Annotated in this window: 13 protein-coding genes; 11 read left to right on the top strand and 2 right to left on the bottom strand. The window is 70.6% G+C overall.

The genetic code is table 11. The features are described from left to right. The first annotated feature begins 9 nt into the window (after positions 1-9). The 8 genes from ABZ552_RS05880 (at position 10) to ABZ552_RS05915 (ending at position 9298) form a co-directional block, all read left to right on the top strand. Entirely contained in the window at positions 10-777 is a 768-nt protein-coding gene (locus ABZ552_RS05880) for a hypothetical protein (protein WP_281878750.1), read from the top strand. Continuing rightward, a complete protein-coding gene (gene miaA / locus ABZ552_RS05885) occupies positions 774-1706 on the top strand; it encodes a tRNA (adenosine(37)-N6)-dimethylallyltransferase MiaA (RefSeq protein ID WP_281878751.1) in 933 nt (310 codons plus the stop codon). The genes ABZ552_RS05880 and miaA overlap by 4 nt, the downstream gene beginning before the upstream one ends. After that, the gene (locus ABZ552_RS05890; protein WP_281878752.1) at positions 1703-2539 is read left to right on the top strand and encodes a TrmH family RNA methyltransferase; all 837 of its coding nucleotides are present in this window, start codon (positions 1703-1705) and stop codon (positions 2537-2539) included. Before miaA ends, ABZ552_RS05890 begins: the two co-directional genes overlap by 4 nt. 33 nt (positions 2540-2572) lie before the next feature. Next, a complete protein-coding gene (gene dapF / locus ABZ552_RS05895) occupies positions 2573-3454 on the top strand; it encodes a diaminopimelate epimerase (RefSeq protein WP_281880849.1) in 882 nt (293 codons plus the stop codon). A 207-nt stretch (positions 3455-3661) separates the two neighbouring features. Beyond that, positions 3662-5089 carry a GTPase HflX gene (gene hflX, locus ABZ552_RS05900; protein WP_281880850.1) on the top strand — a complete coding sequence of 476 codons (1428 nt, stop codon included), beginning with the start codon at positions 3662-3664 and terminating at the stop codon, positions 5087-5089. Between the two features lie 370 nt (positions 5090-5459). Beyond that, entirely contained in the window at positions 5460-6356 is an 897-nt protein-coding gene (locus ABZ552_RS05905) for a lysophospholipid acyltransferase family protein (RefSeq protein WP_281878754.1), read from the top strand. Positions 6357-7128: 772 nt separating this feature from the next. Beyond that, entirely contained in the window at positions 7129-8274 is a 1146-nt protein-coding gene (locus ABZ552_RS05910) for an acyl-CoA dehydrogenase family protein (RefSeq protein ID WP_281878755.1), read from the top strand. 121 nt (positions 8275-8395) lie between these two features. Beyond that, positions 8396-9298, top strand: coding sequence for an alpha/beta hydrolase (locus ABZ552_RS05915; RefSeq protein WP_357435809.1), 903 nt, complete (start codon positions 8396-8398; stop codon positions 9296-9298). A gap of 32 nt (positions 9299-9330) precedes the next feature. Here the strand turns inward: ABZ552_RS05915 and ABZ552_RS05920 are convergent, their stop codons facing one another. Further along, positions 9331-10818, bottom strand: a complete 1488-nt coding sequence (locus ABZ552_RS05920) for an ATP-binding protein (protein ID WP_281917794.1) — start codon at positions 10816-10818, stop codon at positions 9331-9333. Then, positions 10811-11488, bottom strand: coding sequence for a response regulator transcription factor (locus tag ABZ552_RS05925; protein WP_281878759.1), 678 nt, complete (start codon positions 11486-11488; stop codon positions 10811-10813). The genes ABZ552_RS05920 and ABZ552_RS05925 overlap by 8 nt, the downstream gene beginning before the upstream one ends. A gap of 115 nt (positions 11489-11603) precedes the next feature. On the opposite strand from ABZ552_RS05925, the gene ABZ552_RS05930 reads away from it, so the two are divergent. From ABZ552_RS05930 to hypB, 3 genes are all read left to right on the top strand, one after another. Further along, positions 11604-11978: a PepSY domain-containing protein gene (locus ABZ552_RS05930; RefSeq protein ID WP_281917795.1), complete on the top strand. Its 375-nt coding sequence runs from the start codon at positions 11604-11606 to the stop codon at positions 11976-11978. A 216-nt stretch (positions 11979-12194) separates the two neighbouring features. Further along, positions 12195-12569, top strand: a complete 375-nt coding sequence (gene hypA / locus ABZ552_RS05935; protein WP_281880852.1) for a hydrogenase maturation nickel metallochaperone HypA — start codon at positions 12195-12197, stop codon at positions 12567-12569. Next, positions 12527-13366 (top strand): hydrogenase nickel incorporation protein HypB, encoded by an 840-nt coding sequence (gene hypB / locus ABZ552_RS05940; RefSeq protein WP_281917796.1) that lies wholly within the window; start codon positions 12527-12529, stop codon positions 13364-13366. Before hypA ends, hypB begins: the two co-directional genes overlap by 43 nt. The last annotated feature ends 57 nt before the right edge of the window (positions 13367-13423 follow it).

A 13423-nucleotide genomic window follows, 5' to 3' on the forward strand; every position in this document is an offset into this window, starting at 1 on the left:
GGTTACGACGTGTTCTCCGTCGCCGCCCTCGTTCCGTCGCCGCCCGTGCTGGTCCCCGAGCTGTGCGGCGGCGTGGCGGACGAGGCGGGAACAGGCGATCCGGATCCGCGCGTGGTGCTGCGGTCCGCTGTGCTCGACGCCGTGCGCGCCGTCGCGGCCGCGGCGGACCACTGGACGGTGATCGGCGTCGGCGGCGCGGACGAGCGCACGTTCGGCCCGGAGACCGTCGGTACGTTCCGCGGCTTCGGCGCTGACGTGCGGGTCGGTCTTTCCGGTGCGGCGGTCACGGGAACCGGGCGGGCTGACGCCGACCTGCCATTGGCCGTGCTGATCGGCGGGTGGCTGCGCGGACAGGTCGCCCCCGGCGCGATCGCCGAGGCGCGCGTGGTGCCCGCGGACGCGACGCCGGGGCACTGCCGCGAGGCCGGGGCGAAGACGCGTGCCGTGCTGGACGGCGACGTCGCGCCGCGCGGTGTGCTCGTCGTCGCCGACGGCGCCGCGACGCTGTCCACCAAAGCGCCCGGCTACCTGGACGAACGGGCTCGTCCGGCGCAGGACCGCCTGGACCACGCTCTGTCCACCGGCGATCGCGCCGCGCTGTGGGCGCTCGATCCCGGCCTGTGCGATGAGCTGGGCATCGCGGGACGCGCCGCCTACCAGGTGCTGGCCGGGCTGTTCCGCGCCGACCCGCTGGTCGAGACGCGTTACCGCGACGCCCCGTTCGGGGTCGGCTACCACGTGAGCCTCTGGCGGCCCGCGGGAGACGATGCGCCGTGACGGACTCCGGCATCACGCCGATCGCGGTGGTCGGCCCGACTGCCACCGGCAAATCGGACCTCGCCCTCGAGCTGGCCGAACGGCTCGGCGGCGAGATCGTGAACATCGACGCCATGCAGCTGTATCGGGGCATGGACATCGGCACCGCCAAGCTGCCCGTCGAGCAGCGCCGGGGCATTCCGCACCACCAACTCGACGTGCTCGACGTGACCGACACCGCGTCCGTCGCCGCCTATCAGGCGGCCGCCGCCGCGGACGTCGTCGCGATCATGCGGCGCGGCCGGGTGCCCGTCATCGTGGGCGGGTCGATGATGTACGTCCAGGCGCTGCTGGACCAGTGGGAGTTCCCGGCCACCGATCCGGCGGTCCGGGCGCGCTGGGAGGCGATGCTGGCCGAGGAGGGCGTCGCCGCCGTGCACGCGGCGCTGCGCGAGGCCGATCCGGTGGCCGCGGCCACCATTCTGCCCACCGACGGCCGCCGCATGGTGCGCGCGCTCGAGGTCGTGGAACTCACCGGGCGGCCGTTCGCCGCCTCCGCGCCGACGATCGGGCAGCCGCGCTGGGGCACCGTCGTCATCGGCGTCGACCGGGAGACCGCGGCCTTGGACGCGCGAATCGAGCGCCGCACCGCCGCGATGTTCGAGGGCGGGCTGGTGGAGGAGGTGCGCGGCCTCATCGAGCGGGGGTTGCGTGAGGGCGTGACGGCCCGCCGCGCCATCGGCTACGCACAAGTCCTGGCTTATCTGGACAACGAATACGACCTGAACCACGCTCAGGAACGCACCCTGATCGGCACCCGGCGCTACGTGCGCAGGCAACGCTCCTGGTTCCGGCGCGATCCTCGGGTGCGGTGGGTGGACGGCGCCGCCGCGGATCCGGCCGCGACGGCGCTGGCCCTGCTCGACGAGAAAGAACGGACCCCGCAGTGACCCGACGTGTGAGCACGCGCAACGCCTCCGTCCAGGTGTGGCAGGCCTACCTCAACAACCGCACCAAGCGCCATCGCGACGGCCGTTTCCTGGTGCAAGGGGTCCGTCCGATCACGCAGGCCATGGCCAACGACTGGCCGCTGGAGACGCTGCTGTACCGGCTCGGCGGCCCGGAGCTGTCGAGCTGGGCGCGCGAAGTGCTGGACACCAGCGGCGTGCCGCAGGTCGGCTTGGTGCCCGAGCTGATGGCCGAACTCGGCGAGAAGTCCGGCGGGATCCCGGAACTGGTGGCGGTCGCCGAGTCGCGGCAGCCGGAGCTGGAAACCTTCGAGCCGGGCGAGCCGGGGGAGGACGCGCCGGTGGTCGTGGTGTTCGACCGGCCCAACTCGCCGGGCAACCTGGGCACCCTGATCCGCTCGGCGGACGCGTTCGGCGCCAGCGGGGTCGTAATCACCGGTCACGGCGCCGACCAGTACGACCCGCTGGCCGTGCGCGCCTCGACCGGCTCGCTGTTCGCCGTGCCGGTGTTCCGCGCCGCCGGGCCCGCGCAGGTGCTGGAGTTTCGCAACCGGCAGGTGCGCCGTGGCATCCCGACCCGCATCGTGGGGACCGACGAGCACGGCAGGCACGCCGCCTACGACTACGACTTCACCGAAGCGACTATTCTTGTCGTCGGCAACGAGACCAGCGGGATGAGCTCCGCCTGGCAGACGGCTTGCGACGACATGGTGCACATCCCGATGGGCGGCACGGCCAGTTCCCTGGGGGCGCCCTCGGCCGCGGCGGTGGCGCTCTACGAAATTTCCCGGCAGCGCCGGACGTTTGCCAGATGACGACGAGATAGGGAGACATCACCCGTGCCGGACATCGAGTTCACCAAGGGCCACGGCACCCAGAACGACTTCGTCGTGCTGCCGGACCCGCAGGCCGACCTGGCGCTGACGGCCGCGCAGGTCGGCGCGCTGTGCGATCGCCGCCGCGGACTCGGCGCGGACGGCGTGCTGCGGGTCGCGCGGGCCGGCGCGTTGCTGGCCGCCGGTGTGCTCGCGGAGGTTCCGGAGGATGTCGGCGCCGACGACTGGTTCATGGACTACCGCAACGCCGACGGTTCGATCGCCGAGATGTGCGGTAACGGCGTGCGCGTCTTCGCCCACTACCTGACCGCGTCGGGACTGGAGACTCGCGACAGCTTCGTCGTCGGCAGCCGCGCCGGGGCGCGCCCGGTGACGGTGCACGCCGGGAACGCGGTCACCGGGGACGTCACCGTGGGCATGGGGCGGGTGCGCGAACTCGGCGCGTCCACCGCGACCATCGCGGGCTGGGCGCTGCCTGGGATCGGCATCGATGTCGGCAATCCCCATCTGGCCTGCGTCGATCCGGGGATGTCCGCGGACGCGCTCGGCAAGCTCGATCTGACGGTGCCGCCCGGCTTCGACCCGGACCTGTTCCCGCACGGCGTGAACGTCGAGATCGTCACCGCGCTGGACGGCGAGCGGTCGGTCGACATGCGGGTCTACGAGCGCGGCGTGGGCGAGACCCGTTCCTGCGGAACGGGAACCGTCGCCGCGGCCGCCGCGGCGCTGGCCGCCGACGGCTTCCGGATCCCCGAGGACACCGGCCGGGTGACGGTCCGTGTCCCCGGGGGCGAATTGACCGTCGGCCTCGAGCGCGGCACGGCGTGGCTGCGCGGGCCGTCGGTGCTGGTCGCCACCGGCCGCCTCGCCGGATCGTGGTGGAACGGCCGGTGAGCGGCGCCGCGCGCCGATAACCGGGTGCGTGCTGCGGTGATGTCGTGGCAGCATGGATGGTGTATGAGGAAATCAGAGACGTATGAATTCACTCCGGCGGACGCGCCTGATGACGCCGCCGCGGCGGATGACGCCGTGACCGCCGACGACAACGTGACCGGCGCAGACGCCGCGACCGGGGACGTCGTCGCCGAGCACAAGGCCCGGATGGACCGATCGGGCTGGTCGGCCGATCCGACGGTGGGCGAACTCCAGTTGGAGGACCGCAGCTCGCTACGACGGGTCGCGGGCCTGTCCACCGAACTCGCCGACATCACCGAGGTCGAGTACCGGCAGCTGCGCTTGGAACGCGTCGTGCTGGTCGGTGTGTGGACCACGGGAACCGCCGCGCAGGCCGAGGCGAGCATGGCCGAGCTGGCGGCGCTCGCCGAGACCGCGGGCTCCGAGGTGCTGGAAGCGCTGATCCAGCGCCGCGACCGGCCGGATCCGGCCACCTACATCGGCTCGGGCAAGGCCGACGAGCTGCGCTCGGTGGTGCTGGAGACCGGCGCCGACACCGTCATCTGCGACGGCGAGCTGACTCCAGCACAGCTGACCGCTCTGGAGAAGGTGGTCAAGGTCAAGGTGGTCGACCGGACCGCGCTGATCCTGGACATCTTCGCCCAGCACGCCACCTCCCGGGAGGGCAAGGCGCAGGTTTCGCTGGCCCAGATGGAGTACATGCTGCCCCGGCTGCGCGGCTGGGGTGAGTCGATGTCCCGGCAGGCCGGTGGTCGCGCGGGCAGCAACGGCGGCGTGGGTCTGCGCGGTCCCGGTGAGACCAAGATCGAAACCGATCGTCGTCGCATCCGCGAGCGCATGGCCAAGTTGCGCCGGGAGATCCGGGAGATGAAGACGGCGCGCGACACCATGCGGGCGCGCCGCACGTCCAGCGGCATCCCGTCCGTCGCGATCGTCGGTTACACCAACGCGGGCAAGTCGAGCCTGATGAACGAACTCACCGGCTCCGGCGTGCTGGTGCAGGACGCGCTGTTCGCCACCCTCGATCCCACCACCCGCCGGGCCGAGCTGGACGACGGGCGCGAGGTCGTCTTCACCGACACGGTCGGCTTCGTGCGGCATCTGCCGACCCAGCTGGTCGAGGCGTTCCGCTCCACCTTGGAGGAGGTGACCGGCGCCGACCTGCTGCTGCACGTGGTGGACGGCTCCGACGCGCTGCCCGCCGAGCAGATCAAGGCGGTCCGCGAGGTCATCACGGATGTGATCAAAGAGTCCGGCACGCCGGCCCCGCCCGAACTGCTGGTGGTGAACAAGACCGACGCGATGGGCCCGACCGAGCTGACGAAGCTGCGTGCGCTGCTGCCGGACGCGTCCTTCGTCTCCGCGCGCGGTGGCCAGGGCATCGACGCGCTGCGCGAGCGGCTCGCCGAGATGCTCGGCGGCTTGGACGTGGAGATCAGTGTGCTGCTGCCGTACACGCGCGGCGACCTGCTCGCCCGCATCCACGCCGACGGCCGCATCCTGGGCTCGGATCACGAGGAGGGGGGAACCCGCGTGCGCGCACGCGTCCCCCATGCTCTCGCCGCCGCCCTGTCGGAGTACGCGCATGCGGGCACGACCGGTACCCAGGAGTAGTGCGAGAGCCCCACTCTTCGAGCGGTGACTCTTGCCGCGTGTTCGATGCGCACTGGTTCGGAGCGCATCATGGGTGCCGTCGACCCGCCGATGGACGTTCGCGCGGAACTTGCCCGCGGCCGCACATGCCACGACGGCAGGCTGGTGCACAGGGGCTGTCACGGTTCTGCGCCGTGTGGGCGCGCATCGGAGCGGCGCGCCGACGACCCGGCGTAGCGCCGATGAAATGCGAGTTCGCGACGGGCTTGCCGGGTCGTGAATGAGCTGGTCGATCGACCGGATCGGGCGTGTCGTGACGTGACGCGCACATCCGGTGCGACGCAGTCGATTTCGTTGCGCTATCGTCATCGAATCGACACCAGGAGGGTTCATGTCGGACGCCCGCTCCGATTCCCGCACCCGGCGCTCCGGCGCCGCGAACAGCGCCGACCCGGCGCTCACCGACGGAGCGCCGCTGTCGGTCTCGCTGACCGACACCGATCTGCGGGTGCTCGACACCCTGCTCGCTCCGCTGCGCGCGTGGACCAGTCCGCGTTTCTACGGTTTGGAGAACATCCCGGCCGACGGCCCGGTGCTGCTGGTCGGTAACCACAACCTGCTCGGCGGCATCGACGCGCCGATGCTGCTGCCCGAGGTGCTGCGCCGCCGCGGCCGCCTGATCCGCGGGCTCGCCGAGAACGTGCTGATCAACGTGCCCGGTGTCCGGCACTTGCTGCACCACTACGGCGCGGTGCGCGGCACCCGGTCCAACTGCCTGGCCCTGCTGCGGCGCGGCGAGGCGGTGATGGTGTTCCCGGGCGGCGGGCGGGAGGCGGTCCGCCGCAAGAACGAGAAGTACCTGCTGAAGTGGGAGGGCCGCAGCGGTTTCGCGCGCATGGCCATCGAGGCGGGTGCGCCCATCGTCCCGGTCGCGATGATCGGCGTCGACGACGCGTACGACATCGTGGTGGACGGCGACCATCCGCTGCTGCGCCCGCTGCGCTGGACCGTGGAAGCGCTCGGGCTCAGCCGCGACCTCACCCCGCCGCTCATCCGCGGTGTCGGCCCCACCGTGATCCCGCGCCCGGAGCGCTTCTATTTCTCCGCGGGCGCGCCCATCGATCCGGCGCCCTGGCGCAACGCCGGCGATATGCACGCCGCCGCCACGGAGTTCCGCGACGTGGTGCGCAAGGCGCTCGAGGAGGAGATGAACTTCCTCTTCGCCGAACGGGCGCGCGACGAAGGCCGCACTCTGGTCGGCCGCTTGCGCGGCTGGCTGACGCGCTGACGGTTTCGGCGGCCGGACCGTCACTGCCGCGAGACGGGGTTTGCGCGGTCACGTGAACCGGTCGGCGGGCCGAGTCGTCGGAACGGGTTGGGTGACGGCCGCTTCTCGATCCCGGCATGAGCTGGTCACACCGGCGGAGGGCCGGGCTGACTGTCACGTCCGGGCCGCGCATCTCGCGCACGACTGGGATCGCTGGGCACTCACTCCGGACGTCACCGTTTGACACCACCAGCCCGGTCGACGGATCGGAACTCGCGGGCCGGGTGATAGCCGCGGCGAGGTTGTCATCGGCGCGCGGTGCCGACCCGGCTGTCCGGTGTCTCGCCCGGCTCGGCTTCGGCGGTGGTCGCCCGGTTCGTCGTCTCGATTTCATCGGCCGATGCGCGGCTGGTGAAGCACCCGGGACGGTCGTCGGTGATCGGTGCCTGGTCGATGGCAAGGGATGGCGCGCCGAACCGCTTGTTCGTGGGGCGTCGTTGCCGGTACCGGAGCGGCGACTCGCGGCCCGGCACCGCCTGCTGACGGCGGGTCGACGGATCGCCCGCCCGCGAATCGGCGGTCGTCGGCGTTACGCCTCCGGGTGGTCTTCCCCATCGTCCGGAGCCATCGGCCGTTTGCCGGGAATCTCGTCCGCTGATCTCGACCCAGTTCGCCGCTCCTGGTGAGACCATGGTTCTGGCCCCAGAAGTGAACAGGGATTCTCCTTCCGGGTACGGTATGGGGCAACGACTGGTCGGTGTGGACCGGCCGGTGTGGTCACTAGGAGGTTGGCGTGGAACGCACACTGTTCGAACCCGAGCACGAACTGTTCCGGGAGTCGTTCCGCAAGTTTCTCGATCAGCACGTCGCGCCGAATCACGCGAAGTGGGAGGAGCAGGGCATCGTCGACCGGGCGGTCTGGCTCGAGGCGGGCAAGCAGGGCTTCCTCGGCATGGCCATGCCGGAGCAGTACGGCGGCGGCGGGGTGAAGGACTTCCGCTACAACGCCATCGTCTCGGAGGAGTGCGTGCGCGGTCAGTACTCCGGCCTCGGCTTCTCGCTGCACAACGATGTGATCGCGCCTTACCTGCTCGAGCTGGCCAACGACGAGCAGAAGCAGCGCTGGTTGCCCGGCTTCTGCGCGGGCGAGATCATCACCGCGATCGCGATGACCGAACCGGGCACCGGTTCGGACCTGCAGGGCATCAAGACCCGCGCGGTGCGCGACGGGGACGACTGGATCCTCAACGGCGCCAAGACCTTCATCACCAACGGCATCAACTCCGACATCGTGATCGTGGTGGCACAGACCGACCCGGAGAAGGGCGCGATGGGCTTCAGCCTGTTCGTGGTCGAGCGCGGCATGCCCGGTTTCGAGCGCGGCCGCAACCTGGACAAGCTCGGCCTCAAGGCCCAGGACACCGCCGAGCTGAGCTTCACCGACGTCCGCGTGCCCGGCAAGAACCTGCTCGGCACCGAGGGGATGGGCTTCATCCACCTCATGCACAACCTGCCGCAGGAGCGGCTGTCGATCGCCGTCATGGCGGCGGCGGCCATGGAGTCCTGCCTGGACATGACCATCCAGTACGTCCGCGACCGCAAGGCGTTCGGCAAGCCGATCGGGGCGCTGCAGAACACCCGTTTCGTGCTCGCCGAACTGGCCACCAAGACCACCGCGGTGCGCCTGATGGTGGACAAGTTCATCGAACTGCTGAATGAGGGCAAACTGACCGCCGAAGACGCGGCGATGGCCAAGTGGTGGAGCACCGAGGAACAGCTCGACCTGATCAACCGCTGCTTGCAGCTGCACGGCGGCTACGGCTACATGAAGGAATACCCGATCGCCAAGGCCTACATGGACGCCCGCATCCAGACCATCTACGGCGGCACCACCGAGATCATGAAGGAGATCATCGGGCGCAGCCTGAAATTGTCCTGAGCGTACGCCGTTTCGGCTCGGGCCGACGTCCGCCGCCGGCCCGAGCGTCGTCTGCGGCACAATCGCCTCCCGAGGGGTTGGAGGACTCATTCCGTCCATCGCCCGGAGCGGAGGTGATGCGATGCCGAGTCTGGCCAACCAGGTCGTGCGCGGATATCTGAAGGCGACGCGCGCCAATCGTGTGTTCGTCGATGCCGACGCGGCGCGCGAGCGGGTCCGCGACCGGAGCGTACGGCCCCGGCGCTATGGCCCGCCGCGCCGGCTGCGCGCCGATGTGGCGATCGCGGTGGACCGGCGCGGTGGCTGGCCGGTCTACACGCTCACTCCGCGCGGGCGGCCGCCGCGGGGCAACGTGGTCTACGCGCACGGTGGCGGCTGGGTGCACGAGATCGCCCCGCAGCACTGGGCGCTCTGCGCGGCCGTCGCCGCCGACACCGGTGCGGCCGTGACGGTCCCGATCTACCCGCTGGTCCCATTCGGGACGGCCGGACCGGTCGTGCGCGGCTTCGCTGAACTGGTGCTCGCCAACCGGGAAACGTACGGAAACGTCTGCCTAGCCGGAGATTCCGCCGGGGGACAGATCGCTCTGTCGACCGCGGTGGTGCTGCGCGACGAGTCTTCGGTGCGACTGCCGGGTACCGTGCTGATCGCGCCCGCTCTAGACCTCTCGCTGACCAACCCGGAGATCGCTGTCGTGCAGCCCCGTGACCCGTGGCTGGGTGTCGCGGGATCAAGGGTGTTCATCGAGTACTGGCGGGGAGATCTCGGCATCGCCGACCCGCGGGTCAGCCCGCTTGCCGCCGACCCGCGCGGGCTGGGTCCGTTGACGGTTTTCTGTGGCACCGACGACATCCTGTACCCGGACACCTGCCTGCTGGTGGAGGCGGCTCGCGGCGCCGGGGTCGCGGTGGAGTATCACGAAGGCCCCGGGCTCCCGCATGTCTATCCGCTGACTCCTACTCCGGAGGGCCGTGCAGCCCGCAGGGTCGTCGTCGAGAGGTTGCGTAGCGCGCTCGCAGGCTGAAAAGGCGCTCGTCGTGGCGTGACGACCCCGGTTCACGTACCGGACCCGGGCAACGTCACCACGAAGCAGGCGCCGGGTGCGCCGTCGGTGACGCGGATGGTTCCCCCGTGGCGTTCGACGACGTCGCGGACGATGGCGAGGCCGAGACCCGCGCCACCCTCGTCGCGGCTGCGCGCGTCGTCCAGGCGGACGAATCGCTGGAAGATGCGGTCGCGCTCGGCGGGCGGCACACCCGGGCCGTCGTCGGTGACCGACAGCACCGCTCGCCCGTCGGCGTCACGGTCCACGGCGACCCGGACGGTGCTCGCGGCATGCCGCTGGGCGTTGTCGACGAGGTTGCCCAGGACGCGAGCGAGCTGGGTACGGCTTCCGGTCACCGCCACGGCCTGCTCCGGCGTCGCGATCTGCACGGCGACCCGGTCGCGGACGCGGTGCTCCAACTCCTCGCGGACCAGGACGGTCAGATCCACGCGATCGGCGCGCGGCTGTTCGCCCGCGTCGAGCCGGGCCAGCAGCAGCAGGTCGGCCGCGAGATGTTCCAGCCGGATGGTGTCGCCGATCAGTCCGTCGAGCTCCAGCAGTTCGGGATGGGCTTGGGCCACCTCGAGCTGGGTGCGCAGGCTCGCGATGGGGCTGCGCAATTCGTGGGCGGCGTCGGCGATGAACCGGCGCTGGCGTTCGGTGGATTCTTCCAGCGCGGCGAGCGTGGCGTTGGTGGTGCTGGCCAGCCTGCCGATCTCGTCGCGAGAGCCCGGTTCCGGCACGCGCCGGGAGAGATCACCGTCCACGATCTCGGCGAGCTGCCTGCGGATCGCCTCCACCGGGCGCAGGGCGCGCCGGGTGACCAGCCAGGTCACCAGGGCCACGACGGTGAGCAGCGGCGGCAGTCCGATCAGCATCGCCTGCCGCGCGTCCGCCACCGCGCTGTGGGCGGTCTCCAGCGAGGAGCCCGCGTAGACGGTGGCAGGCTGCCCGCCGGGGGTTCGCACCGCGAGGGCGGCGACGCGGAACGGGTGCGGTCCGTCCTCGGCGTCGACCGTCAGCCATACGTCTCCGAATTCGGGTTCGGCCGACGACGGATCCGTGGACGGCGAGGAGCTTTCGTCGTCGTCGGCTTCCTCTTCCTCGTCTTCCTCGTCGTCTTCTTCCTCGCCTTCGTCGTCTTCGTCTTCGCCCTCGGCAGCCCTCGAGTACGGCCCGAAGTCGGCCATCGGCGGTTTCCCCGCGAGGTCGTCGTCGGCCACGAGAACCCGGCGGTCGAGCGCAACCAGCTGCACCGGTTCGTTTTCGGCGTCTGGAAGTCGCAAGCGGGCGGGATCGGTGCCGGCCGCGAGCTGGGCCGCCACGTCGTGCGCGGTGGTCTCCGCCTGCAATTCCGCGCTGTGCGCCAGGTTGTGCCGTAGCACCGCCAGCACCACCAGCCCCGCCGCCGTGAGCGCCACCGCGACCACGGCCGTCGCCGCCACCGTGGTGCGTGTGCGGACCGAACGCCACCAGGCCCGGCCGCTCCGCTCAGGCACGGTCTGCTGCCAGCCGGTAGCCCGCGCCGCGGACGGTGGTGATCGATCGGCGCCCGAACGGCGCGTCGATCTTGCGGCGCAAGGTGCTGATGTAGACCTCGACGATGTTCGGATCGCCGTCGTAGGCGAAGTCCCACACGTGGTGCAGGATGTCGGCCTTCGACACCACCTCTCCGGCTCGCACGGCCAGGTGCTCGAGCACGGCGAACTCCTTGGCGGTGAGCGTCACCTCTTCCGAGCCGCGGCGGCAGGTCCGGGTGCCGGGGTCAACGACGAGGTCGCCGACGCGCAGCACCCGTGCGCCGCCGCGAGTCCGCCGGCGCAACAGGGCCCGAATGCGGGCCAGCAGCACCAGGTAGGAGAACGGCTTGCTGAGGTAGTCGTCCGCCCCGGTGTCCAGGCCCTCGGCCTCGTCGTATTCGCCGTCTTTCGCGGTCAGCATGAGCACCGGCGTCTCGTGGCCCCCGGCGCGCAGCGCTGCGCAGACCCGGTAGCCGTTCATGCCGGGCAGCATGATGTCGAGGATGATCAGGTCGTAGTCGGTGGTGGTCGCCAGATGCAGGCCCTCGGCGCCGTCGTGCACCACATCCACGGCAAAACCCTCGGCCGACAAGCCTTTTGCCAGTGTGAGAGCCAAACGTTTCTCATCCTCGACGATCAGCAGACGCATCCACCAAGAGTGGCAGACCGATCCTGAAACCGTCTTCAGGTCGCTTCAGGCGGCCTTCAGCTCCGTGCGACAAGGTGAACGCATTCCGAAGCAGCACTCCCGCAGGAGGTTTCGCATGACAACCGTATTCCGCCGCGCCTACGCCGGGCTCCGCTGGCTCCTCGTCGGCACGGCCGTCGCGGCTGCCGTCGTCGGCCTGAGCGTCGTTCTGGCCGCGGTCGCCACCGGTGGTCCGGACGACCACACCGTCGCCTTCCGCTCGTCCGCGGCGGACTGGTCGCTGGTGGCCGACGCCGGCGTCAGCAGGCAGCAGGCCATCGACAAGGCGCTCGAAGCCGTGCCGGGCGGGCAGGTTCGGTCCACCGAATTCGACACCGAGGGTGGCGTCCCCGTATGGGAAGTGGAGGTCGTCACGCCCGCGGGCGTGGAGCACGACGTGACGATCGATGCGAGCAGCGGCGCGGTCCGCAGCGCGGCCGACCACGACTGAGCCCCTTCCATCCGGTGCCGACGACGCGGGTGTGACGGGTCGGCCCACGGGTGAGCGCACGAGGTGTCAGCTGCCGGGCGGCGGGGATCCGGAGGGAGATCCCGGCCGCGGCTTCGCCGCCGCCCCGAGGTACCGGAGAAGCATCGACGTTCTGCCCTTCGGTCGGTTTGCCCAGGAGTAGCCTCGAGGTTATCCACTCGAGGGATCGAGGTCGGGATGCACGAGATGGCCATTACGCGCAGTGTCATCGACGCCGTCTGTGAGCACGCGGCGGGCCGGCGGGTCCACTCCGTCACCGTCGAGGTCGGCGCGCTGTGCGCCGTCGTGCCGGATGCCATGCGGTTCTGTTTCGAGGTGGCGGCCGAAGCGACCGTCGCCGAGGGCGCCGAACTGGTCCTGGTGGAGATCCCCGGGGTCGCGGCCTGCCGGACCTGCGGCGCCGAGTTCCGGTTGCGAGATCCGATCCTGCTGTGTCCCTGCGGCAGCGCCGACGTCGAGATCCGCTCCGGGCGCGAGCTGCGTATCCGATCCATGGAGGTGAGTGAGGCATGTGCGCAACCTGCGGGTGCGGCGACGACGCCGCCGCGCTGATTCGCGTCCCGCACGACCACCAGCACTCCGAAGGGCACGAGCACGCCCACACGGCGGACCGCCAGCCGCACGAACACGGCCCGGACGCCGATCACGTGCACCTGCCCGCCACCGAGACGGTCACCCTGGAACTGAAGGTGCTGGCCAAGAACGACGAACTGGCGCAGCGCAACCGGGCCTGGCTGGCCGAGCGTGGCATCGTCGCGCTCAATATGACCAGCTCGCCGGGCGCGGGCAAGACCACGCTGCTGGAACGCACCATCCGCGAATCCGGACAGGCCCCGATCGCGGTCGTCGAGGGCGACCAGGCCACGCTGTTGGACGCCGAGCGGATCAAGGCCGCGGGGTGCCGCGTCGTGCAGGTCAACACCGGCGCGGGATGCCACCTGGACGCGGAGATGATGTACCGCGCCCTGGAGGCGCTCGACCCCGCGCCGGGCACGCTGCTGTTCGTGGAGAACGTCGGCAACCTGGTCTGCCCGGCGCTGTTCGACTTGGGGGAGCGGGAGAAGGTGGTGCTCGTCTCGGTGACCGAGGGGACCGACAAGCCGCTGAAGTACCCGCATATGTTCCAGGCAGCGGGGCTGGTGCTGGTGAACAAGACCGACCTGCTGCCGTATGTCGATTTCGACCTGGACCGATGCCGGGAATACATCCATTCGATACATCCCGGCGTCGAGGTCCTCCCGCTGTCCGTAAGCAGCGGTGCAGGTCTGTCTACCTGGTACGACTGGCTGGTCGCGCGGCGCGGCGCGGCCGGTCCGGCGGCTCTTGAGGAAGCCGCCGGGCGCGCTTAAGGTGAAGTGATCAGGATCACATCTGCGGGTGACCCCTTCTTCGAGAAAGGCGAGATT

This window comes from Nocardia sp. NPDC019219 (assembly GCF_040632645.1).
Classification (GTDB): domain Bacteria; phylum Actinomycetota; class Actinomycetes; order Mycobacteriales; family Mycobacteriaceae; genus Nocardia; species Nocardia sputorum.

Excerpts from the sequence above, each read along its gene's own strand:
- hflX (WP_281880850.1), top strand. The coding sequence starts at position 3,662 with ATGGACCGATCGGGCTGGTCGGCCGATCCGACGGTGGGCGAACTCCAG.
- ABZ552_RS05905 (WP_281878754.1), top strand. The coding sequence starts at position 5,460 with ATGTCGGACGCCCGCTCCGATTCCCGCACCCGGCGCTCCGGCGCCGCG.
- ABZ552_RS05915 (WP_357435809.1), top strand. The coding sequence starts at position 8,396 with ATGCCGAGTCTGGCCAACCAGGTCGTGCGCGGATATCTGAAGGCGACG.
- ABZ552_RS05925 (WP_281878759.1), bottom strand. The coding sequence starts at position 11,488 with ATGCGTCTGCTGATCGTCGAGGATGAGAAACGTTTGGCTCTCACACTG.
- ABZ552_RS05930 (WP_281917795.1), top strand. The coding sequence starts at position 11,604 with ATGACAACCGTATTCCGCCGCGCCTACGCCGGGCTCCGCTGGCTCCTC.
- hypA (WP_281880852.1), top strand. The coding sequence starts at position 12,195 with ATGCACGAGATGGCCATTACGCGCAGTGTCATCGACGCCGTCTGTGAG.
- hypB (WP_281917796.1), top strand. The coding sequence starts at position 12,527 with ATGTGCGCAACCTGCGGGTGCGGCGACGACGCCGCCGCGCTGATTCGC.